This is a genomic window from Niallia sp. Man26 (genome assembly GCF_022049065.2).
Lineage (GTDB): Bacteria > Bacillota > Bacilli > Bacillales > Cytobacillaceae > Niallia.
On sequence record NZ_CP095743.1, the window covers coordinates 1,632,268 to 1,653,278 of the forward strand.

Genomic DNA, 21,011 nt, shown 5'->3' on the forward strand with positions numbered 1-21,011 from the left:
TCCTTTTAAAGACTTTGCCATTTTGTTATTTTCGCTAAGCGAACAGGCAATTCCTTTATTTTATATGGCCGCCAAGAAGCTTGGCTCGATGTTTGGCAGTCCCGCCAGAGGTGTAGGAAACAGCACGCAGCAGGGAGGCAGGACCGTAACGGTTGCGGATACTGTCAACCACATAGCCGATTTTTCTCTTTTTCCAGCTGTTTGTATCAAATAAATCGAGCTGAACCTCTGTATCCTTCTCGAGCTTTCCGAGAGAAAGGGAGATTTGCCGCACAGTCTGGCCATTATAGTTCTCCCGCATCAGCTCCAAGCAGACACGGTATATATCCATCGTGATATTAGTCGGCTTGTCAATTGTCCGCGACCGATGGAATCCGCCGCCGAACTCCTCTTTGCTGTAGGCCAGGCTAAAGCTGATAGTTCTTCCTGCATGGTGGTGTGCCCTCGCTCTTTTTGCCACCTCTTCACATATTTCCAGAATGACCGATTTAATTTCGCTCTCATCCTTATAGTCGCGCAGCAGAACTTGGCTTTTTCCGTAGCTGATCTGGCCCTGCATAATCGGTGCACCGACTTCGGATAAATCAATTCCCCAAGCATGGTGGTAGAGCTGATTGCCCATTATGCCAAATTTTTTCTCCAACAAGGCCAAATCATAGCGGGCAAGCTGACCGACAGAAAATATCCCCATACTGTGCAGTGTTTTTTCCACACGGCTGCCAATGCCCCACATTTCCCGGAGCGGGGAAACAGGCCACAGCTTTTCTGGAATGTCTTCATACGTCCAGCTTGCAATGCCGTTCGCTGTCTTTTTTGCAGACAAATCAAGGCAAAGCTTTGCCATCAGCATGTTAGGGCCGATGCCAATCGTTGACGGCAAGCCGAAATCTAAAAGGATATCCTGCTGGATTTGCCTCGCTATTTCCTCTGGTGTGCCCCAAATTTTCTCAAGGCCGGTTACATCCAGAAAGCTTTCGTCCACAGAGTATGTATGAACGGCTGATGGCGGAACATATCGGAAGAACAGCTTCGTAATCTCTGTTGATACACGGACAAACAAGCCCATGCGCGGATTAAAAATTTTAATTTTTGGATCGTCAGGTATCTCGAAAAGCCTGGAGCCGGTTTTAATTTTGAAATCTCGTTTCATGGCAGGAGATGCTGCGAGGACGACACTGCCTGTGCGATCTGTATTGCCGACAACTGCAAGATGGCAGGTGAGGGGGTCCAAGCCTTCATGAACGGCGATAATGCTTGCGTAAAAGCTTTTCATATCCACGCACAGAATCGAGCGGTTTGGAAATTGAGTATAATCAAACACACGAAAGCATCTCCTTTTTTAATCTTTTTGAATGTTTACTAAGCTGCGGAAAGGAATCGGATGAATATTGTCTGAATCATCCTGTATGCGAATTTCCTGTTTCAGATGATCAATATATACGACATGGCCGCTGACATGCCGGATTTCACCATTTTTGAAAACCTCACAATGAAGGCTCCAGCCGTGTTCCATGCTTTCAAGGATAAGCAGCTCCATTTCGCGGATCTGGTCCTCGTCAAGGATAGGCTGGGTTAGTTTCTTATCTTCTGCCAGCGCTTCTTTAACGCTTTGGACATGCTCTGGCAGCATCATTGCTGTCCATTTAATCGCCCCTCTGTCTCGTATCATGAAAATCATCTCCTTATAGTGTTTAATATATCAGAACAAACGTTCGTAATCAAGAAGGCTTCTAAAAAAGTCTTACATGTAATATTAGGAAAGCAGCAGAAATCATGCTGGAAAAGGAAGGAAGCAGCTTGAAAATAATTTTACGCATTCAATGACTAATAAAAGACAGCATCAAAAAAGTTTGCAGCAAAGGTTTCAAAAAAGGAAGTTAACTTCTATAAATAAGCAATTGTTTGTCAAATGGAAAACGAAGGAATGGATAAGCCAGTAATTCACGCCAATTGCTATTAGAAAAGCTGAAGCGTGCTTTCCGTGCCGCTTCCGATGTTAAACAGGTGGAAATTCGTACAGCAGAGGTGAAAAGCCAGCAATATATTTTTTTACCGATTATTGTAAAAACAGGAAGATGTGTTATAATCTTATTAACCGATGGTCAATAAAAGGAGCAGCATATGTCGCCCAGAAAAGCAGGAACACAAGAATTAACGAGGGATATTATCGTGCAAAAGGCAAGGAGTCTGTTTGTGGAAAAAGGTTATCAAGAAGTTTCCATGCGCAGCATTGCAAAGGAGCTTGCCTGCAGTCACGGTGCTATCTACTATCATTTTAAAAATAAGGCAGCGCTTTTTTATGCAATAGTCGATGAAGGGTTTGCTGTATTAAATCAGCTTATTGAGGAAACGTTACATGGAAAGGAACAAGATATGAAAAAGCTGCACAAGCTGATGCTCAGATTTATTGAATTTGGCCTCGACAATCAAAGTCAATATGAAATGATGTTTATGCAGCGGGAGAGGGAAGTGGACAGTTTATCACGGGAAGCTGCCAATCTTTCTTATGAAAAGTTTGCTAAGGCTATTCAAGCTCTTTCAGCCAACAGGCTAAAGTTGAGCGGGATCTGGTCTGCATTTTTGTCACTTCATGGCTTTGTTTCCCATTATCACGGTGTTGTCGGTGGATTTGCAGAAGCAAAAACGGCTGCAGAATATCATGTGCAATTCCTTATACAAGGATTGGAAAGTCATGCATAGTTTTAGCTCTTCCATGAGCTAAAACAATTTTTTTACTTTTAATTGACCAGTGGTTAATAAAACGGTTAAGGGAGAGAAGGGCATGAAAAAAGCGTTAGTAGCAGGAGCAACAGGTGGAATGGGGTATGCACTCGTACAAGAGCTTAGACGCAGAAATATTGAAGTAATTGCCTTTGCCAGAGGCGAGCAAAAGCTTAAAGAACTATTTAACAATATGCCAGGTGTAGCGGTGCGAGCAGGGGATGCTTTATTGGAGAAAGATATCATTCATGCAGCAGACGGTGCTGATGTGTTGTTCCATGCTATTAGCTTCCCTTATCAAGAATGGGAGACGACACATCCGCTCGCACTAAAAAACATGCTGAGAGCAGCAAAAGGTCAAGAAGCTAAATTTGCACTTGTTGATAACATCTACGCTTACGGCAGGCAAACAGACAGTCCGATAGATGAGGCTGCGAAAAAAGAACCGCATACGAAAAAAGGCAGTATTCGTCTGGAGATGGAGAATGTAATCAAGACGAGCGGTGTGCCATATCTGATCGTTCATATGCCGGATTTCTACGGACCAAATGCGGGAAATACAGTGCTTAATGAAACATTAAAAAACGTTGCCTTAAATAAAACCGCCAATTTTATCGGCTCTCCTTCACTAGCAAAGGAATTTCTGTTTACAGAAGACGGGGCAAAGGCAATGATAGAGCTTGCCTTACGGGAGAATGCTTACAATCAGAATTGGAATATTCCCGGCGTGTCCCCAATAACAGGCAATGAAATGAAAGAACTCCTACAAACGGAATGGAATTACAGCAAAAATTTTAGAACTGTATCAAAAACAATGATTAAGTTCATGGCTTTGTTTAATCCGTTCATGAAGGAATTGATTGAAATGATGTATCTGTACGAACAGCCAGTACTATTAAGCGGTAAAAAATATGAAGAACAAATTGGCCCGCTTGCGAGAACCTCTTACAAACAGGGCATAAAAATAACGTTGGACTACATGAAAAGCAATCGTTAACAAGCTAGAAAGGGGCTAAAAAGAGTTTTTCGCACAGCTTTTTTTGCAGTCCCTTTTTTATAAGTTTAATACCACAAAAAATGGCTCTTTCTTTGAAACTTCGACAAGAAATAAAGGCAGAGCACCAGATAATTGTAAACATTTAGTAGCAAGTCAGTGTTTTTTTGCCAGATTTGCTGGGAAAATGGCGGAAAGATTGCGATAAAAGCATATTGACGCTCAAAAAAGAAAGCGTTATCATTAACTCAACATAAAGCCCTTACCCACAAGAAATTACTCATCTTAGTCTCATGTAAGTTCATGCCTCTTCTCTTTTTTCAATTCGTGTACGTTCACAATTTTAACCTTCACTTTATTCACGTTCTCTGTTACCTATCATTTTTTTTGAAAGTATGTTATTAGCACTGGTGATTGTATATGTAGAATGGACATGGTTTTTCGTGTACGTTCACATTTTACATATAAATATTAATCTTAAAAAAGGAGGTAAAACATAGAACCGCTTTAGCTGTTTGTTCAAACGCCAAAAAATTTATTAGTGGGGGAAAACAAGATGAAAAGATTAGGGTATGGTTTTCTTGCAGCATCACTTGCCGCTCTTGTTTTAGCAGGCTGTTCAAACAAAGAGGAAGAAGCAGCCGTCACAAAGGATGGGAAGCCGCAGCTTACAGCACTTATAACAAAGCATCCATTAACACAGGATGTGAATAAAATTGAATGGCTTCAAGATGTTGAAGAACGCCTCGGTATTGATATTAAATGGCAGGAAGTAACAGCAGATTGGGATCAGAAGAAGGGCGCACTGCTTGCCGGCGGTGATGTACCCGACTTGATCATCGGTCCTAATGCAATTACAGACGCTGATTATGTTCAATTTCCAGGATTGTTTGAGGACTTATCTGATGACGTTGACTCCAGTCTGCCGAACGTAAAGGCAATGTTTGATGCAAAGCCGGAAACAAAAGCGATAGCGACACAGCTTGACGGGCAAATTTACGGACTTCCAAAATATCAGCGATTCTGGCCGGGAACTGCGACAAGGCAATTCATCAACCAAGATTGGCTCGATAATCTCGGCTTGGAAATGCCGACAAATTGGGATGAATTATATATAGTCCTAAAAGCATTCAAAGATGAAGATGCGAACGGTAATGGCGACAAAAACGATGAAATCCCGTTAGACTTTTCACCTACAGGTACAACTGGATTTGGATTCTTTCAGCCGACAGTCCTCTTAGGAAGCTTTGGCATTACACTGACAGATGCCAGCGGTGCAGGCTACTATGCAGAAGACGGCAAAGTGAAGAACTTCCTGACAGACGAGCGCTATAGGGAGCTTGTTGAGTTTTTGCATAAATGCTATGCAGAAGGCTTAATCAACAAAGAAGTATTCACACAAGACTATACGAAATACCAATCTGTTGCCCGAGGCGATAAAGAGACAGCTAGAGTTGGATATACGTTTGGCTGGGAAGTGACAGACAGATTCGGAAATGAGCTGGCACCACAGTATGCTTCTATGGCGCCATTGCAGGTAACAGCAGATGCTAATGAGCAAGTGTCATGGGATTACGACTATAACGGTCTTAATTACGGTGTTAACATGATTACTTTATCTTCCCAGTCGAAGAATAAAGAAGCTGCATTGAAATTTATTAATGAGCTGTACGATCCTAAAGTGAGCATGCAGGTTCTGTTCGGTTCACTCGGAACTAATATTGAGGAAAATGCAGACGGAAGCTACAAAGTTTTGCCGCCTAAGGATGCGAACATGGATCCAGGCACTTGGAAATGGACAACAACATGGGCAGACAACGGACCAATGTATGTGGCAGATGATATTAAGCTGGAGCTTGGCACAGATATGCAGTCAGTCGGCAAGCAAACAGAGCCTCTGCAGCCGGCACTTGATGCTATTGATGTGGAAAATGATGTTCTTCCTAGCATGTTTATTAAATACAGCAAAGAAGACAACTCCAAGCTAAGTCTTAACAATACAAACCTAATGAATCTAGCGATGGCGAAATATTCGCAATGGATTACAAAAGGCGGAATTGAAAAAGAGTGGGACGCTTATTTAGAAAATGTGGAAAAAACAGGCTTGCCGGAAAATCTTGAAATCATGCAGAAATATTATGATGACTACAAAAAGAATCAATAATCACCTATAAAAGAGGAAGGATGCAGACTGCATCCTTCTATAAAGGAGGTACAGCTTGTGGCCGTAGTTAATCCGGAAGCAAAAAAAGCAGCGCCAGGCTTCCAATCGAAGCCGACAAAAAAACGGAATATCTTGCAGAGCTTGAAGCGAGATTACCAATTGTGGATTATGATTCTGCCTGCTATAGTCATCATTTTCATCTTTAATTATATCCCTATGTACGGCGTGCAATTGGCATTCAGAGAATATGACTTTACGAAGGGAATCACTGGCGGTGAGTGGGTCGGTCTTCATTACTTCAAGGAATTTATCAACAGTTACATGTTTGCTGACTTGATGAAAAACACTGTTGTAATCAGTCTTGCGACCATCATCCTTGGATTTCCTGCACCGATTATTCTTGCTCTTATTATCAATCAAGTAATTTGGAAAAGATGGAAGAAAGCAATTCAAACGACCGTTTATTTGCCTCACTTCATTTCCCTTGTAGTTATGGTCGGCCTGCTTAATGTGCTATTGTCGCCAAACTCTGGAGTGGTCGGCCATATTTTGGCGACCTTCGGCTGGGACATTAACCTCCTCGCTTCTGAAAAGGCGTTCGTGCCTGTATATGTTCTTTCTGATATTTGGCAGCATGCAGGCTGGAACAGCATCATTTACTTAGCAGCCCTGGCAAGTGTTGATCCGCAGCTCTATGATTCTGCTAAAATCGACGGAGCCAGCAGATGGCAGACAATCAGATATGTAGATTTGCCGGCGATTGTGCCAACCATGATTATCTTGTTCATCTTAAGTATGGGGAATATTCTTAACACCGGATTTGAGAAAATATTTTTAATGCAGAACCCTCTTAACCTCCCAGTCTCGGAAGTTATTGCGACATATGTATACAAAATCGGGATTATCTCGAATCAGTTCAGCTATTCAGCAGCGATTGGGCTTTTTAATACGCTCATCAATTTCGTATTCTTGATCGCCATGAACTATATCGCCAAGAGATTTTCCAATATAAGCTTATGGTAGGAGGGAAGTCATGAAGTTATTCAGCACAAAAGGCAAAACGAAGAGTGATATCGCTTTTGATACGATCATTTTGATTTTATGTGTATTTATCTTCTTACTTGTCGCTTATCCATTGTATTTTGTTGTCATCGCCTCTGTGAGTGATTCAACCTTAGTTGCCACAGGACAAGTGACTCTATATCCGAAAGGCTTCAGCTTATTCGGTTATCAAGAGATATTTAATGATTCAAGAATATGGATCGGCTATAAAAATACGATTATCTATACGGTTGTAGGAACATTTGTAAATCTCCTGTTTACATTGCCTGCAGCATACGTGCTCTCACGGCAGGATTTCAAGGCAAGACGTTTTTTAATGTTTGTGTTTGTTGTGACGATGTTCTTTAATGGCGGACTTATCCCAACATACTTATTGATGAAGGAGCTAAGTTTAATCAACAATATGTGGGTATTCATCCTGCCGTTTTCAGTCAATGTGTTCAACCTGATTATTACAAGAACCTTCTTTGAAAGCTCACTGCCGAAAGAACTGTTTGAAGCAGCACAAATGGATGGCTGTACACATTTTCAGTTTTTCGGGAAGATAGCGCTGCCGCTTTCAAAAGCAGTTATTTCTGTTGTAGGTCTTTACTATTTGGTTGGCCATTGGAATGATTTCTTCACAGGCTTAATTTATATAAGAGATTATAGTCTGCAGCCGCTCCAAATCGTCTTAAGAGATATTCTCCTATCAAATCAGGTCTTTGCCGAAGGAGCAGGCTCAGGCGGTGCTGCCGGCGGCTATGCACAGAAATATGCAGATCAGATTAAATATGGTGTCATAATCGTGTCCACACTGCCAATCTTAATTATCTACCCATTTATTCAAAAATATTTTGAAAAAGGGGTTATGATTGGTTCTGTGAAAGGCTGATAGAGGCAGTTGTTCATGACGATCACTAATAATAAAGATAAGGAGAAATGTAATGGAATTATATGTATAATAGAATGATATAAAAGACAATTATTTGCATAGTTTCCGAGTATGCCAGGCATTCCTTCTAACAGAATGCCTAGGCTGCAAGGAGATAAAATGGAGGCATTATGAGGGTTACTATCAAGGATATCGCCAAGCATTGCGGGGTGTCTTCAGGCACTGTGGACCGGGCATTAAACAATCGTCCGGGTATAAAAGAGAAAACAAAGCAAAAGGTGTTACAGGCAGCAAAGGAATTGAAATATCGTCCAGACTTCACGGCGCGAAGCCTTGTAAAGGGGCGGACAATGACACTTGGGATAGTGCTGTTTGATTTGTACAACCGCTCGTTTGCACAGCTGTTAAACGCAGTCGAACTGAGGGCAAGGCAATACGGTTATTTTTTATACATAGCACTCACAGATAAGGATATGGAAAATGAAAAGCAATGCATTGAGTATTTGGCCAATCATAAAGTCGACGGTATCATCCTTTTCTCGGTCAATAAAGGTAAGGAGTTCGAGGAGTATCTGCAGGGACTGTCGATTCCGATTGTTACGATTTTTAATTACCTGTCGGCAGATTGGGAATATATCGGCATACCAGAGCGGGCAGCGATGAGAAATGGTGTCAGTCACATTATCAGTAAAGGCTATAAGCAGTTTATGTATATCTCGCCTCCTTTAAAATACGCAGGGCTGACTAATATTTACACACAAGAAGAGCGCCTCCAAGGCTTCCTTGAGGCATTGTCTGCGGAAAATCTGACAGAAGCAGAAATTATTAGACATAATGATTATCTTGCAGACTTAGATACAATTGATTTTCGCAGTCAGGCCAAGACAGCGATCGTTTGCTCCTGTGATTTATACGCGCTAGAAGTGATGCGTTTCTTAAAAAAGAAAGGCTACCAGATTCCTGAAGATGTAGGAGTAATGGGCTTTGATAATATTGATGTGCTCAAATATATTACACCGTCGCTCACGACGATTGAATATCCTGTGGAGGATATCGGTTATAAAGCAGTCGAGAGCATTGTTCATAAAATCGAAAATGGCAGTTACATAGGCACAGAGACAACAGAGCTATCGTACAGATTTATCGCCGGAGAATCAACCTAAAGCAAAATTCAAAGAAAAGAGGCTGTTGCTATGAATATTATCGACAGTAAATTTTATGGTGTAATTGATAAACTATCGAATCTCTTCATCCTCAATCTTTTCTGGCTTTTGTCCTGCATCCCGATCATTACAATCGCACCGGCTACGAGCGCTATGTACAGTGTCGTCAGGCAGTGGAAAGTCAACGAAGATAATAGTGTTGTCCGCAATTATTTTCATTATTTTAAAGAGAACTTCAAGCAAAGCATCTCGATTGGTGCCATTATGGCCGTTTTGCTAAGCATTTTGTTTTTTAACTTCTTTTATTTAAACCAAGATGCTACCTTTATGAAAATAGTAATGACCGTTCCAGTATTATTGGTCAGCTTCCTCTTTTTAGCGACATTTTTCTATATCTTTCCGCTGATTTCTCATTATCGCTTGCCGATAAAGGCGGCTTTAAGAAATTCCTTGCTGCTGTCGATGATGAATATTCATATAACTGTCTTGATTCTGGCGATGTTCGGTTTATGCAGTGTTATTCTCTTTTATATTCCGTTTACAGGCATCATCCTCTTCAGCACCGCCGCACTCTTGCATTACAGCTTATGCCACAAAGTGTTTGCGAGGATGGATGAAACGAAAATATTATCATAACATAATGTTTATTTGGGGAGAGGTGACTCTCTCTTTTTTGCATTTTAAGCGTTATAAGCAAATAAGTTTTTTTCAGTTGGGGAAATTGTTACTATAATATAGAATCTATTGTCAGAAAGGATTATTACAATGTCTAACATAAATATACCAGTCTCTGTCTTGAACTTGGCGCCAATTCGCCTTGGGCAGGGAGAAAAAGAAGCAATTGACGCAATGGTTGATTTAGCACAAGCAACAGAAGAAATGGGCTATTCACGCTACTGGATCGCAGAGCATCATAACTCGCCAACATTAGTGAGCTCTGCCACGTCTCTTTTAATTAAACATACATTAGAACACACGAAGAAAATCAGAGTTGGGTCTGGGGGCATTATGCTACCAAACCATTCTCCGCTCGTTGTTGCAGAGCAGTTTGGCACAATGGCTGTTCTTTACCCAGACAGACTGGACTTAGGTCTTGGCCGGGCACCGGGCACTGATATGAAAACAGCCAGTGCATTAAGAAGGTCCGCTCATGATTCTGTCTATACCTTCCCAGATGATGTGCAGGCATTGCTGACATATTTTGGTCCTGAAGAAGAGCAAGGCTATGTGCGCGCATACCCAGGAGCAAATAAAAATATTCCAATTTACATTCTTGGTTCATCCACTGATTCTGCCTACCTTGCTGCACAATTAGGATTGCCATATGTATTTGCATCCCATTTTGCACCAAGACAGATGGAAGAAGCGATTTCCATTTACAGAAGAAGATTCCAGCCATCTGCCTATTTAGCTGAACCATATATGATGGTTTGTTTAAATGTTATTGCTGCAGAAACAGACGAGGAAGCAAAAAAAGAAGCAACAACGATGCAGCAATTTTTCTTAAATGTTGTCAGAGGAACACGGACACCGTTAAGCCCGCCTGTGGAAAGCATGGACGCAATCTGGAGCCAAATGGAAAGAGAAATGGCAACCTCCATGTCCAGCATGGCATTTATCGGCAGCAAAGAATCCGTCAAGGAACAGCTTGAAAGCTTCCAAGAGAAGTATAATGTTAATGAGATTATGGCCGTTTCTTACATGTATGATCTTAAAAAGCAAATCCGCTCCTACGAAATCTTTAAAGAAATCGTGGACGGACGCTAATAAAAAAAAGCAGACCTTCAAGTTAATGAAGGTTTGCTTTTTTTACTTGTTAAACCAAAGCGGTTCTTTATCATCCACATCGCCATTATAATTAATTAATATTTCTTCTCCTGCTGTAATATCCTTATAAGCAAAGAAATCAAATGTATGCTCGTCAAAATTAATTTCATAAATAGCATTTGGTTCATAAGAATGGTTAAACAGCATGCCATAGCCAAGTAATATCGCAGTATGATTTATTCCATATTCAAAGGCATAATCGGCAAGCAGTGTTTTTTCAATATGCTCATGCTGTTCATTCGGATAAGAAATGACGGGAGCCTTATGGATTAGCTCACCTTTTTTGATGTTTTCCGTAGCGAAAACACCTCTGTTGAATTCCCCATCACTTAATGGAGATACTTTTACTTCAATCATAATTGTCTATTGCTCCTTTACAGTTGTCACTTAACTGTACCATTTATTGCTGCTAAAAGAAATCAAGAACGCAAGTAGTGGAGTAATTTTATTCAAAAATGAACAATCCTAGTCCAGATAGATGAACAAATTCTATAATTGCGGTATAATATTATTCGTCTTAGCAATGATTTAGCATTGCTTGAAAGAAGAAATTTACTAAAAAAACGCTTATAGGCATTGATGTGCCGCCCAGAAGTTATCTATAATAGATAATGGATGGAAAAACCAGAAAGAGAGTGTTCAAAATGGGTCGTAAATGGAATAACATTAAAGAGAAAAAAGCATCAAAAGATGCAAATACTAGCCGTATATATGCAAAGTTCGGCCGTGAAATTTATGTAGCAGCAAAACAAGGCGAGCCAGATCCAGAATCAAACCAAGCGTTAAAGGTAGTTCTAGAGCGCGCAAAAACATATAGTGTACCAAAAAACATCATTGATCGTGCCATTGAAAAAGCGAAGGGCGGATCAGAAGAAACATATGATGAGCTTCGCTATGAAGGATTTGGTCCGAACGGATCGATGGTAATCGTTGATGCTCTTACAAACAATGTAAACAGAACAGCTTCAGATGTTCGTGCCGCATTCGGTAAAAACGGCGGAAACATGGGTGTGAGCGGATCTGTTGCTTATATGTTTGACGCAACAGCGGTTATTGGTGTTGAGGACAAAACAGAAGAAGAAGTATTAGAGTTATTGATGGAAGCTGATGTAGATGTTCGTGACATTATTGCAGAAGAAGACTCTGTTATCGTTTATGCAGAGCCAGACCAATTCCATGCTGTGCAAGAAGCATTTAAGACTGCAGGTGTAACAGAGTTTACTGTAGCAGAATTAACAATGCTTGCGCAAAGTGATGTAACGCTTGATGAAGAAGCACAGGCAAAATTTGAAAAAATGATAGATGCTCTAGAAGATTTAGAGGATGTTCGCCAAGTTTATCACAATGTTGACTTAGGAGAATAACAACTTAAGCCTTTCTCGTTATAAGAGAAAGGCTTTTTTATTGCTGCGGCATGCAGCAGTAGTGCATGTAACAATTTGAACTTTCTGGCATTATCGCTAAAGAGATACAAAAAATTTAAGACCATTAAGCAGGCTTTTAAGAGGGAGAGTGAAAATAGTGAACCGTCATTTTTTTGCTTTCGGAAGCGGACCGCCTTTTACAGACAAATTGGCTGAAAAGTATATCGAGCTGACTAGCGGGGGACCGATTGCTATTATTTTAGTAGAACGGGAAGATTGGCAATCTTTTATGCCTAACTATACGAAGCGACTAATAGCAAGTGGTCATGACAGATTTTCCTATATTCCGCTGCCAACTATTCAAGAGAAACAAGCAGTAGCAGAAATCAAAAAAAGCGGAGGTATCATTCTGTGCGGCGGAGAGACTGACCGTTATGCAGACTATATTGTCGATACAGCAATAGGTGCCGCTATTAAAGCAGTGTATGACCAAGGAGTACCAGTTGCGGGATTTTCAGCAGGAGCTTTAATCAGTCCACAACAAACAAGCATATCAGCTAAAGACAATAGAGAGAATGCCTTTGTCGAAAGAAAGGGCATCGGACTATTAGAAAATATTTTTTTAGCAGTTCATTTTTCAGAGTGGGATGAGGAAAGCCATTTACAGCAACTAGCAGCAAAGCATCCATCCTCTATTCATTACGGAATCGATGAAAACACAGGGGTGTATTTTCATAATGGCAGATTGGCGACAACCGAAGGCAGGGGAGTTTATCAAATGGTAGACGGCAAATGCAGGAAGCTGCCTGGATAAAAAAATAGAGAGTACGAATGTACTCTCTAACGATTCTTACTTTTCAGCTGCTTCATTGACCATTTCCAATAATTCATCATAGCTGTTGCCTTCAAATTTTACTCCATTAACATAAATGGATGGCGTGCCAGTAATGTTCAAGCTTTTCACATCATCCATATCATCTTGGAGAGAACTTTTGTATGTTTCATTTTGGAAGGCCTCTGTTACTTTCGTAGCGTCTTCATCAGATACACCAGCATCCTTCAAACGGTCTGTTAAGAATTCTTCCGTATACGTTTCGACTGTTTCATTGTCAGGCTGATTAGCGTAGACAGAATCATGGAATTTCCAGAATATCTCATCACCAAGTTCATTAAAAACAGTTTCGCCGTACAAGGCAGCAGTCGTAGAATCTGCATGAATAAACGGATAGTTCATGTAATAGAATTTAGCTTTTCCAGTGTCGATCAAGTTTTCCTTTAAAACTGGGAAAAAGGACTCGTTAAAGTTTTTGCAGACAGGACAGCGGTAGTCCCCAAATTCAACGATGCTCACGCTCGCTGATTCTTCACCTATAACAGGCTGATTGTCATAATCAAAATCAAAGCCTTCTTCAGGCAAATTTGCTAAGATGATAAGCCCTGCGATACATGCGACAACGATGCCGATGATCCAATAAATGAAACTAGAAGGCTTGTTTTTTTTAGATTGCATGTTATTTTGTTTTTTCTTCGTTTTTGCCACAATGACTTCTCCTTTTATTTACCAAGCTTTTTAAACATTCTGTTCTTTCCTCTTACTAGATAGTATAACATTTTCTACAGCATATGCCTGTTCTTTATTTAAAACTAATAGCAGAGACATTGCAAGCAAAGCCAAATCGAATTCATATCCGCCGACAAATCCATTTTGCAGATTAACTGTTGCAATTGCGACTACCATGATAGCAGCAAATAATGCAGCAATGATTCTTGTAGCAAGACCAAGAATAATAAGAGCACCGCCGATTAATTCTATACCAGCGACAATGTAAGCAGAGAAGCCTGGTAAACCTAAACTGCTGAAGAAGCCAGCTGTATTTTCCAGTCCTCCTTGGAATTTAGACAGTCCATGAGCGAAAAATATCGCACCTAAAACTACTCGAATAATAGCGATTCCGATATTTGCGTTTTTCATTTTTATTTGCCTCCTTATAATTATTGTATATAAAACACCACAACAGCAGTGTGTATATTAAATAGATTAGATACACTACATTGTGTAGTGTAATAACTTAAAAAAAATTAGTAGCGCAGCAATTGTGCGAAGATTGCATTAAGCAGGACGAAAATAGATAGGGATGCAGCAGCATTTAATAGCGGCCATTTAATTCGATTGCTAGTATTTGGCTCAATCATGTTTTGAATACGGTAGTTTACAGAGCCATCTGCAAAGGAAACAAAACTTGCCGGTTTTAGTTGAGTACTGTTAATCATTTTCAAAAGGGCGCTTGATATATGCAGGCGCTGTCCGCTTTTTTCAATAGCATAATTATCTGCGAGTACTTCTCGAACAATTGAAAATTGCTGTGCCAGCCATTTCAAGATAGGAAGGAACCAAAGCACCTTCGCAAAAAGCTCCATAATAAAGGTTTTTCCTGGGTCTAACTGATTTAAGTGATGAAATTCATGATAAATCACAGACTCAATCTCTTCATCAGATAGAATTTTCCATAAGCCGGTTGACAAGACAATCTTTGGCTTAAAAAACCCAATTGTAATCGCAAAAGGCTGTTCAGATTGGATGACTTGAATACGGTCTGTCTCATACCGATTATTCCATTTACGGCTTAACTCTTCTATTGCCAATCCACTCATTTTCTTTTTAAGGTTGTGCAGCTTTTTTATCTGTATGGTGCAGAACCACAGAGAATGCAGGATGGTAAATAAGACAAATGCAAGGAGAATATACTCTAGAAATGGAACGCCAAACATTTCAAACAGCGCTTGGCAAGCTTGGAACAAGTTAAAACCAACGTCAAAATTACTTGTGAGCGAATAAATATACCAAATCATCTGAATAAGAATACTGCTGCTAATCATTATGCTGATCAGCAGCAGGCCAATAGCATAATTTCTCGTCATCTTATCGATCCTTTTTTAAATCTTTTATTTTTTGTTCCAGTTTTGCTACTAAACCTTCATCGACATTTTGCAGTGCATCAAGCATATGGTTGACAACGACACTAGATCCGAACTCATCCATCAGCTCATGTGTAAGCTCCTTTGATTGCTTATTTAAGAAGTCATCTCTAGTGAGAATCGGCGAATAAAGGGATGTTCTCCCTTCATGGCGCTTTTGCAAAAATCCTTTGTCTGTTAAACGGTTCATGACCGTCATGACGGTATTAAAGCTTACAGTCTTGTCAGGTTCTAAGTATAATTGCACCTTTTTTATGGAAAGCTCATCTTTTTCCCAAAGCAATTCCATAATTTTGGCTTCTAAAGGGCCAAAAAAACGATTTAATCCTTTTTCATGCACTTTGAATTTATTAATTCTCATGATAGTTGCACCTCACACTACATATTGTAGTGCAGTAAATTATGCATAGTCAAGGAATCAGGTGCAGTGTAACAAAACAGTAAATAAATCGTAATAACTAAAAACCTTAAAAGAGCACACCATCAGCAGTGTTTAACAAGATGTGTGCTCATCCTATAGAAGTGATTTACAAAACAAGCTGGAAAAGTGCCTCATCTTGTTCGATGTCTTCTGAATAATTAATTCCTAAGTAAGAGAAGCCAATTCTGCCTAGAACATTTAAAGCATGTCTATTTTCAACACTTGCTTTGGCGATGATACTTTTTGGTTCATACACTTCTGCTGCATATTGAATACAAGCAACAGCTGCTTCAGCTCCGTATCCTTGCCCCCAAACATCTTTAATAAAATGGAAGATAAGCTCGATGTCCTCTGATTTTGCTTCTAAATCAAAACCTGCTGCACCGATGATTCGTCCTGTCGCTAATTCTTCTACAGCATATACAGAAACACCAAAATCCTGGTGTGTTTGTTCATAGAAATGAATAACTTGCGGCAGTAAGGCTGCCTCAATGCTTCCACCTGTATAAGCCATAACTTCTTCACTGCCCCAAAATGACTCGCATGCTTTTAGGTCCTCATCAGTCAAAAAGCGGAAGCCAAGCCTTTCACTTGTAAATAGATAACTCATATTTAATACTCCTTCAAACAATAAATGGGATATACATAGAGTAGCAGAAGTCGAACCATTCGTCCAAAGGAAAAGGGCAACCTTAAAGTCAGTAATTTTGGAGGTGGTGAAAAAGGAAAAAATATGTTAGCATTTTGCAGTATGCTCAAGTATCTTATCAGCCAATTCGGTTATGTCGCCTTCATACATGTGAAATTGAAGAGAGGCTTGAATATATTCATTTTGTTTCACTTCGTCATCGCTTAGCTGTAACTCTGCAGACCAATGGATGGTTGGAATTGCTACTATAACTCGTCCATCTTCCGTACGGGTTATATAAAGCTCCGTATCTTTCTGGCCTAAATTTGTGTCTAATACAATAGCCATAGGATTACCTCCTTTTGGGATTACAGACAATTATACGCTTCTTTAAATACCATATCTTGCATATTTGGCAAATTTAATCAAATTGTAAAGGAATTTGCCGAAATATAATAAAACCGATATATTATCCATGTTTATTTTTGCCTGTTTAACAGGTAAAGAGGGAGCAGACAATAAAGTGCTAAAAGATTTGGCCGAAACACCATAACCTAGGCGTTTAGCGGTATCCGGTTGGCGGAGCCGGCCATATAAATATGAAAAAGGTGATAGCTTATAAAAAATTTATGGAAGTTACTTTCTTTTGCCGGAACGGTGTTACTGGTCGGTTTCTTGTTATATGAACTCGAAATTTTTCATGCAATCAGAAACGGGAAGCTGGAGGAATTTACAGCTTATTATCGAAATAACGAGATTTATGCACTTATTTTAAGTTTAATTATCATGATTGTACAAAATAGCTTTACAATCATACCGTTAATTCTTGTCATTACCATTAATTACTATGCCTTTGGCTTTTTTTATGGATTTCTTTGGAGCTGGGTATCAAGTATTATTGCGGCAGTTGTTGTATTTATAGCTGTTCGCTATTGGTTTCAGGATTTTGTCCAAAAAAAAGCGCATGGCGAAGCACTTAAGAAGATCGAGGATAAAGGTGGTCATTATGTGTTTTATGCACGGATATTTCCGCTTTTCCCTACAAGCATATTAAATATATTGGCTGCAGTAACAACTATCTCTCTTAAAGGGTTTGTAACAGGAACAGCTATCGGTAACTTTTTGTACTTTTTTGTTTTGTCTTTAATACCATACGGCTTTTTGTCAACCGATATTAATCCGATTTTAATCGTACTGATCATCGTAGTAATTACAGCCGGCCTTTATTTCGTGCAAAAGCAAAGGAAAAATAAAGTAAAAACTTCATCTAATCCAAAATAAGTAAAAGCTGCCGGGAAATTTTCAGGCAGCTTTTGACATTTTTGGTGAAAAAGTTGAAACTATATGAACAGTTAATCCGTATAACAATAAAAGGAGGCTGAAAATTATGTATATTGTTATCTTGTTAGTCATTATTCTGTCAGTTATATCTCTATTTACGAACAGCTCAAAGGCATCCAAGCGTTCCCGATCTTCTCATGCAAGCTATACGCCTTGGGACTTACCTAATAATGGTTTCCATGATGGAGGACATAGCTTTCATTCTTCCAATGATTGTGGTCCATCTTTCGGAGATGGTGGCAGCTGTGGCGGTGACGGCGGCGGAGGAAGCTCGTAATTTACGAAAAAGTCCAGTTTTTACTGGGCTTTTTTTGTTTTTATAAATCCTGTTATTAAATAAGGGGAGGAAAAAGGAACAGCAATAAAGAAGTGTAGTAGGATTACAATCTGTTAGCGGAAAGCAAGAAAAAACAGGCAGGGAAATACCAGAAAAAGCTAATATAAAATAAAAGGATGTGATGTAAGTGACATGGCTGGAAGGATTGCAAAAGGCGCTTGATTATATCGAGGATCATCTTGATGAAGAGCTTTCGACAGCAGAAATTGCTAAGCAGGCTTGTCTGTCTTCATTCCACTTTCAGCGGACGTTCTCTGTACTGACAGACACAACTGTCGGAGAGTATATCCGGAGAAGGCGGTTGTCTGCTGCCGGGCAGGAGTTGATGAATAAAGATTTAAGAGTGATTGATGCAGCAATCAAATATGGTTATGAGTCTCCTGAGGCATTTACGAAGGCTTTTCGCAAGCAGCACGGAATAACACCAAGCGCTATCCGCAGCGGAAAGGGGAAGCTTACGATTTACAATCCTTTTGCTATACAAATCGTTTTGAAGGGAGCAGAACCAATGAATGTAAAGATTGTCCATATGGATGAGTTTCAAGCAATTGGGAAAAAGCAGTCCTATTCGTATAAAGAGGGAGAGAACCTAAAGGGAATTCCGCTTTTTTGGGAGGAAGCTAATCGTGATGGCACGATTGATTCCCTTGCAGAATGGAATGATGGTTGTGTTAAAGGGATACTGGGAATTTGTGCGGAGATTACTAGCTCAACTAAAGATATGGATTACTGGATTGCAGTAGCCACAACGAAAGACAAGGCAGAAGGATTTGAAACCATCACTATTCCACAATCAAAGTGGGCTGTGTTTGAGGTACATGGACCAATGCCTCATAGTATGCAAAACACGTGGAAGCAAATATATGCAGAGTGGTTCCCGAAAAGCGGCTATATCCAAACAAACTCCCCACAGCTTGAAGTGTATGGAGAAGGAAAGCCGGATAGTGAAGATTATTATTCAGAAATATGGATTCCAGTTGACAGATCATAAACTTTAGAGGAAAAGAAAGGAGAACAGATGTATTCATTATTCCAATATAATTGGCAAGTGCGAGATGAATGGCTGAAGTGGTGTGAAACCTTGCCGGAAGCAGAGCTCCTCCAGAAAAGAACGGGAGGAGTGCAAGGAATTCTCGTAACACTCGTTCATATTATCGATGTAGAATATAGCTGGATAGCAGCTCTTAGCGGCAAGAATGCAGATGAGTTTACGCTGGTTGACTATAACAGTCTTTTGAAGGTAAAGACATTATCGGATAGAATGAAGCAGGAGATAGAGGAGATACTGACAGCACAGCTTGCTAAAGACCTGCATGAGCATATTAAAGTACCATGGAATAAGGAGACATTTACAAGAGGCGAAATTATTAACCATTGTATCGCCCACGAGATTCATCATATCGGCCAGTTGTCTGTGTGGGCCCGTGAACTAGGAATAGCGCCAGTTAATCCTAATTTTATCGGCAGAGGATTATTCTAAAATAAAAAGTTAAGTAAAAGTTAAGACTCTTAACTCATAATGAACCTACATTATGAATTAGGAGAGAAAATAAATGAAAAAACTACAACATTTCGCCGTAATTGCCGCTATGCTATTATTGCTTGCACAATCAGTACTAGGAATCACATCTTACTTCAGCTCAGGATCTGTTCCAGATGGAGCACAGATGGGAGGACAAGCACCAAGTATGCAAATGAATGGAAGCAGTACCGACACGTCAAGTACTAATACAGTACAAAGCACAGATACAAGCACAACAGATACAGAAGCTTCTACTGACAGCACAACTTCTGGTTTTGATCCAAGTCAGGGAGGAAATATGCCTGCCATGAATGGCACAAATGGTCCTGGAGCAGCAGGTGAGAAGAATATCGGAGAATTAGTACTGAGTATTGCCGGAATAATCTTTTCTGTCGGCGGCTTAAGCATAACTGTGCTTGGGTGGAGAAAGCCGAAAAATACAGCACAAGCACCAATTGTCTAAACAAAAAAAGCATTTCGTTCTATATACGAAATGCTTTTTTGTTATGGATTAATGGCGATAATACGGTGGATAGTAAGGATAATAATGGTAAAATGGGTTTGGACTCATATAGGCAGGAAACTGCTTATATGGATAGATAATAGTTGGATTACCTGCACCGAAGCCTGAGGTTGGTGCCACAAAGCCAGTCAATGCTCCAGGCATGTGTGCGGCTACAGGTGCAACATGTACACCTGCTACTACAGGTGCGCCCCCATGCAATCTTGTTGTACGATACACTGTCATTTTCCCCTCCTTTACCGATACTTTATGAAGGTGGTGGATAATGGGTGATAGGTTATCAGATAGAAACTTATACTAAGGGAGGGGAAGCCGGATGAGCAATTTTGAAGAATATGAAAACCCTGAACGATACGACGCGGAAAATGAAGCATATAAACCAGAGCTGCCGTTATTATCGGAATATGCCAAGCTTGTCTGTGGCCCAATAACTGATCTTGCATGCGGAACAGGACGAACTGCCATTCCTCTGGCAGAATTAGGGTTTTCGGTGACAGGCATTGATATCCAAAAGAATATGCTAAACCGCGCCAAGGAGAAAGGCGCTCAGCGGAATGTATCAATTAATTGGCTGCATGCAGATTTAACGGACTTTAAACTAGCAGAAAAAAGCAAGCTTCTGTACATGGTCGGCAATTCCTTTCAGCATTTTTTGACAAATGAAGATCAGGATAACTTGCTCAAATGTGTCACAGCTTCCCTCCAAGAAGGAGGCTATTTCATCTTTGATACCAGATTTCCATGCAAAGAAGAATTGCTTCAGCCTGTTACAGAGGAATATTGGAAAACATATAAAGAACACAAAAGCGGTCTGTCCGTTCAGCTTTCTACCATCAGCCATTATGATGGTGTAAGACAAATTCAGCATTATGTAACAATCCGTAAATTTATCAAGGAAAACGGGGAAGTGCAAAAAGAAAGCAGAACGAATATTAAGCTACGCTATGTGTACCCGCAGGAGCTGAAACGACTGTTAGCTAGTCATCAGCTTGAAATGGTTGCTATATATGAGGATTGGAACAAAACCCCTTTAAAAAACGGCAGCCAGAACATGATTTGTATTTGCAGGAAATAACAAGAGGACAGCAACACTG

General features: G+C 40.1%; 26 protein-coding genes. 16 read left to right on the plus strand and 10 right to left on the minus strand.

The window, feature by feature from the left end:
- Positions 1 to 55 precede the first annotated feature (55 nt).
- Positions 56 to 1,273: a Y-family DNA polymerase gene (locus L8T27_RS08245; protein WP_245399960.1), complete on the minus strand. Its 1,218-nt coding sequence runs from the start codon at positions 1,271 to 1,273 to the stop codon at positions 56 to 58.
- Between the two features lie 66 nt (positions 1,274 to 1,339).
- On the minus strand, positions 1,340 to 1,669 hold the full coding sequence (locus L8T27_RS08250) for a YolD-like family protein (protein WP_233314206.1): 330 nt from the start codon (positions 1,667 to 1,669) through the stop codon (positions 1,340 to 1,342).
- Between the two features lie 452 nt (positions 1,670 to 2,121).
- Here L8T27_RS08250 and L8T27_RS08255 point away from each other — a divergent pair, with 452 nt between their 5' ends.
- The 8 genes from L8T27_RS08255 (at position 2,122) to L8T27_RS08290 (ending at position 10,745) form a co-directional block, all read left to right on the plus strand.
- Entirely contained in the window at positions 2,122 to 2,700 is a 579-nt protein-coding gene (locus tag L8T27_RS08255) for a TetR/AcrR family transcriptional regulator (RefSeq protein WP_233314205.1), read from the plus strand.
- Positions 2,701 to 2,782: 82 nt separating this feature from the next.
- Positions 2,783 to 3,718, plus strand: a complete 936-nt coding sequence (locus L8T27_RS08260; RefSeq protein WP_233314204.1) for an NAD(P)H-binding protein — start codon at positions 2,783 to 2,785, stop codon at positions 3,716 to 3,718.
- A gap of 553 nt (positions 3,719 to 4,271) precedes the next feature.
- Positions 4,272 to 5,879: an extracellular solute-binding protein gene (locus L8T27_RS08265; RefSeq protein WP_233314203.1), complete on the plus strand. Its 1,608-nt coding sequence runs from the start codon at positions 4,272 to 4,274 to the stop codon at positions 5,877 to 5,879.
- Between the two features lie 168 nt (positions 5,880 to 6,047).
- Entirely contained in the window at positions 6,048 to 6,902 is an 855-nt protein-coding gene (locus tag L8T27_RS08270) for an ABC transporter permease (protein ID WP_233314768.1), read from the plus strand.
- Positions 6,903 to 6,912: 10 nt separating this feature from the next.
- On the plus strand, positions 6,913 to 7,815 hold the full coding sequence (locus L8T27_RS08275; RefSeq protein WP_237941265.1) for a carbohydrate ABC transporter permease: 903 nt from the start codon (positions 6,913 to 6,915) through the stop codon (positions 7,813 to 7,815).
- Positions 7,816 to 7,985: 170 nt separating this feature from the next.
- Complete coding sequence (locus L8T27_RS08280; protein ID WP_233314201.1) at positions 7,986 to 8,978, plus strand: LacI family DNA-binding transcriptional regulator; 993 nt, start codon at positions 7,986 to 7,988, stop codon at positions 8,976 to 8,978.
- A 30-nt stretch (positions 8,979 to 9,008) separates the two neighbouring features.
- Positions 9,009 to 9,614 carry a YesL family protein gene (locus L8T27_RS08285; RefSeq protein ID WP_233314200.1) on the plus strand — a complete coding sequence of 202 codons (606 nt, stop codon included), beginning with the start codon at positions 9,009 to 9,011 and terminating at the stop codon, positions 9,612 to 9,614.
- Between the two features lie 129 nt (positions 9,615 to 9,743).
- Positions 9,744 to 10,745 (plus strand): LLM class flavin-dependent oxidoreductase, encoded by a 1,002-nt coding sequence (locus tag L8T27_RS08290; protein ID WP_233314199.1) that lies wholly within the window; start codon positions 9,744 to 9,746, stop codon positions 10,743 to 10,745.
- Between the two features lie 42 nt (positions 10,746 to 10,787).
- On the opposite strand, the gene L8T27_RS08295 is transcribed toward L8T27_RS08290, so the two are convergent.
- A complete protein-coding gene (locus L8T27_RS08295; protein ID WP_233314198.1) occupies positions 10,788 to 11,162 on the minus strand; it encodes an SET domain-containing protein in 375 nt (124 codons plus the stop codon).
- Between the two features lie 287 nt (positions 11,163 to 11,449).
- Between L8T27_RS08295 and L8T27_RS08300 the strand changes: the two genes are divergently transcribed.
- Both L8T27_RS08300 and L8T27_RS08305 read left to right on the plus strand, forming a co-directional pair.
- The gene (locus L8T27_RS08300; protein WP_237941266.1) at positions 11,450 to 12,169 is read left to right on the plus strand and encodes a YebC/PmpR family DNA-binding transcriptional regulator; all 720 of its coding nucleotides are present in this window, start codon (positions 11,450 to 11,452) and stop codon (positions 12,167 to 12,169) included.
- Between the two features lie 157 nt (positions 12,170 to 12,326).
- Positions 12,327 to 12,983, plus strand: coding sequence for a Type 1 glutamine amidotransferase-like domain-containing protein (locus tag L8T27_RS08305; RefSeq protein WP_233314192.1), 657 nt, complete (start codon positions 12,327 to 12,329; stop codon positions 12,981 to 12,983).
- A gap of 36 nt (positions 12,984 to 13,019) precedes the next feature.
- On the opposite strand, the gene L8T27_RS08310 is transcribed toward L8T27_RS08305, so the two are convergent.
- The 6 genes from L8T27_RS08310 to L8T27_RS08335 form a co-directional block, all read right to left on the minus strand.
- Positions 13,020 to 13,709, minus strand: coding sequence for a DsbA family protein (locus L8T27_RS08310; RefSeq protein ID WP_237941267.1), 690 nt, complete (start codon positions 13,707 to 13,709; stop codon positions 13,020 to 13,022).
- A 30-nt stretch (positions 13,710 to 13,739) separates the two neighbouring features.
- The gene (locus L8T27_RS08315) at positions 13,740 to 14,141 is read right to left on the minus strand and encodes a DoxX family protein (protein ID WP_233314190.1); all 402 of its coding nucleotides are present in this window, start codon (positions 14,139 to 14,141) and stop codon (positions 13,740 to 13,742) included.
- A gap of 107 nt (positions 14,142 to 14,248) precedes the next feature.
- Entirely contained in the window at positions 14,249 to 15,088 is an 840-nt protein-coding gene (locus L8T27_RS08320) for a M56 family metallopeptidase (RefSeq protein ID WP_237941268.1), read from the minus strand.
- Between the two features lies 1 nt (position 15,089).
- Positions 15,090 to 15,506 (minus strand): BlaI/MecI/CopY family transcriptional regulator, encoded by a 417-nt coding sequence (locus tag L8T27_RS08325; protein WP_233314188.1) that lies wholly within the window; start codon positions 15,504 to 15,506, stop codon positions 15,090 to 15,092.
- A gap of 166 nt (positions 15,507 to 15,672) precedes the next feature.
- Complete coding sequence (locus L8T27_RS08330) at positions 15,673 to 16,176, minus strand: GNAT family N-acetyltransferase (protein ID WP_233314187.1); 504 nt, start codon at positions 16,174 to 16,176, stop codon at positions 15,673 to 15,675.
- Between the two features lie 126 nt (positions 16,177 to 16,302).
- On the minus strand, positions 16,303 to 16,542 hold the full coding sequence (locus L8T27_RS08335) for a YueH family protein (protein ID WP_233314186.1): 240 nt from the start codon (positions 16,540 to 16,542) through the stop codon (positions 16,303 to 16,305).
- Positions 16,543 to 16,869: 327 nt separating this feature from the next.
- On the opposite strand from L8T27_RS08335, the gene L8T27_RS08340 reads away from it, so the two are divergent.
- The 5 genes from L8T27_RS08340 (at position 16,870) to L8T27_RS08360 (ending at position 19,857) form a co-directional block, all read left to right on the plus strand.
- Positions 16,870 to 17,475, plus strand: a complete 606-nt coding sequence (locus tag L8T27_RS08340) for a TVP38/TMEM64 family protein (protein WP_248574480.1) — start codon at positions 16,870 to 16,872, stop codon at positions 17,473 to 17,475.
- Positions 17,476 to 17,581: 106 nt separating this feature from the next.
- Positions 17,582 to 17,812 carry a hypothetical protein gene (locus L8T27_RS08345; RefSeq protein ID WP_233314184.1) on the plus strand — a complete coding sequence of 77 codons (231 nt, stop codon included), beginning with the start codon at positions 17,582 to 17,584 and terminating at the stop codon, positions 17,810 to 17,812.
- Positions 17,813 to 17,999: 187 nt separating this feature from the next.
- Positions 18,000 to 18,863, plus strand: coding sequence for an AraC family transcriptional regulator (locus L8T27_RS08350; protein ID WP_237941269.1), 864 nt, complete (start codon positions 18,000 to 18,002; stop codon positions 18,861 to 18,863).
- Between the two features lie 27 nt (positions 18,864 to 18,890).
- Positions 18,891 to 19,352: a DinB family protein gene (locus tag L8T27_RS08355; RefSeq protein ID WP_233314182.1), complete on the plus strand. Its 462-nt coding sequence runs from the start codon at positions 18,891 to 18,893 to the stop codon at positions 19,350 to 19,352.
- Between the two features lie 73 nt (positions 19,353 to 19,425).
- A complete protein-coding gene (locus L8T27_RS08360; protein ID WP_233314181.1) occupies positions 19,426 to 19,857 on the plus strand; it encodes a hypothetical protein in 432 nt (143 codons plus the stop codon).
- 48 nt (positions 19,858 to 19,905) lie between these two features.
- Here the strand turns inward: L8T27_RS08360 and L8T27_RS08365 are convergent, their stop codons facing one another.
- Positions 19,906 to 20,142 (minus strand): hypothetical protein, encoded by a 237-nt coding sequence (locus L8T27_RS08365; RefSeq protein ID WP_233314180.1) that lies wholly within the window; start codon positions 20,140 to 20,142, stop codon positions 19,906 to 19,908.
- Between the two features lie 91 nt (positions 20,143 to 20,233).
- Between L8T27_RS08365 and L8T27_RS08370 the strand changes: the two genes are divergently transcribed.
- Positions 20,234 to 20,992, plus strand: a complete 759-nt coding sequence (locus L8T27_RS08370) for a class I SAM-dependent DNA methyltransferase (protein WP_237941270.1) — start codon at positions 20,234 to 20,236, stop codon at positions 20,990 to 20,992.
- The last annotated feature ends 19 nt before the right edge of the window (positions 20,993 to 21,011 follow it).

Coding starts and splice junctions, on each gene's coding strand:
- L8T27_RS08250 (WP_233314206.1), bottom strand. CDS start 1,669: ATGATACGAGACAGAGGGGCGATTAAATGGACAGCAATGATGCTGCCA.
- L8T27_RS08345 (WP_233314184.1), top strand. CDS start 17,582: ATGTATATTGTTATCTTGTTAGTCATTATTCTGTCAGTTATATCTCTA.
- L8T27_RS08295 (WP_233314198.1), bottom strand. CDS start 11,162: ATGATTGAAGTAAAAGTATCTCCATTAAGTGATGGGGAATTCAACAGA.
- L8T27_RS08325 (WP_233314188.1), bottom strand. CDS start 15,506: ATGAGAATTAATAAATTCAAAGTGCATGAAAAAGGATTAAATCGTTTT.
- L8T27_RS08315 (WP_233314190.1), bottom strand. CDS start 14,141: ATGAAAAACGCAAATATCGGAATCGCTATTATTCGAGTAGTTTTAGGT.
- L8T27_RS08290 (WP_233314199.1), top strand. CDS start 9,744: ATGTCTAACATAAATATACCAGTCTCTGTCTTGAACTTGGCGCCAATT.
- L8T27_RS08285 (WP_233314200.1), top strand. CDS start 9,009: ATGAATATTATCGACAGTAAATTTTATGGTGTAATTGATAAACTATCG.
- L8T27_RS08365 (WP_233314180.1), bottom strand. CDS start 20,142: ATGACAGTGTATCGTACAACAAGATTGCATGGGGGCGCACCTGTAGTA.
- L8T27_RS08255 (WP_233314205.1), top strand. CDS start 2,122: ATGTCGCCCAGAAAAGCAGGAACACAAGAATTAACGAGGGATATTATC.
- L8T27_RS08355 (WP_233314182.1), top strand. CDS start 18,891: ATGTATTCATTATTCCAATATAATTGGCAAGTGCGAGATGAATGGCTG.
- L8T27_RS08265 (WP_233314203.1), top strand. CDS start 4,272: ATGAAAAGATTAGGGTATGGTTTTCTTGCAGCATCACTTGCCGCTCTT.
- L8T27_RS08335 (WP_233314186.1), bottom strand. CDS start 16,542: ATGGCTATTGTATTAGACACAAATTTAGGCCAGAAAGATACGGAGCTT.
- L8T27_RS08370 (WP_237941270.1), top strand. CDS start 20,234: ATGAGCAATTTTGAAGAATATGAAAACCCTGAACGATACGACGCGGAA.
- L8T27_RS08245 (WP_245399960.1), bottom strand. CDS start 1,273: ATGAAAAGCTTTTACGCAAGCATTATCGCCGTTCATGAAGGCTTGGAC.
- L8T27_RS08330 (WP_233314187.1), bottom strand. CDS start 16,176: ATGAGTTATCTATTTACAAGTGAAAGGCTTGGCTTCCGCTTTTTGACT.
- L8T27_RS08320 (WP_237941268.1), bottom strand. CDS start 15,088: ATGACGAGAAATTATGCTATTGGCCTGCTGCTGATCAGCATAATGATT.
- L8T27_RS08260 (WP_233314204.1), top strand. CDS start 2,783: ATGAAAAAAGCGTTAGTAGCAGGAGCAACAGGTGGAATGGGGTATGCA.
- L8T27_RS08275 (WP_237941265.1), top strand. CDS start 6,913: ATGAAGTTATTCAGCACAAAAGGCAAAACGAAGAGTGATATCGCTTTT.
- L8T27_RS08270 (WP_233314768.1), top strand. CDS start 6,048: ATGATTCTGCCTGCTATAGTCATCATTTTCATCTTTAATTATATCCCT.
- L8T27_RS08280 (WP_233314201.1), top strand. CDS start 7,986: ATGAGGGTTACTATCAAGGATATCGCCAAGCATTGCGGGGTGTCTTCA.
- L8T27_RS08300 (WP_237941266.1), top strand. CDS start 11,450: ATGGGTCGTAAATGGAATAACATTAAAGAGAAAAAAGCATCAAAAGAT.
- L8T27_RS08360 (WP_233314181.1), top strand. CDS start 19,426: ATGAAAAAACTACAACATTTCGCCGTAATTGCCGCTATGCTATTATTG.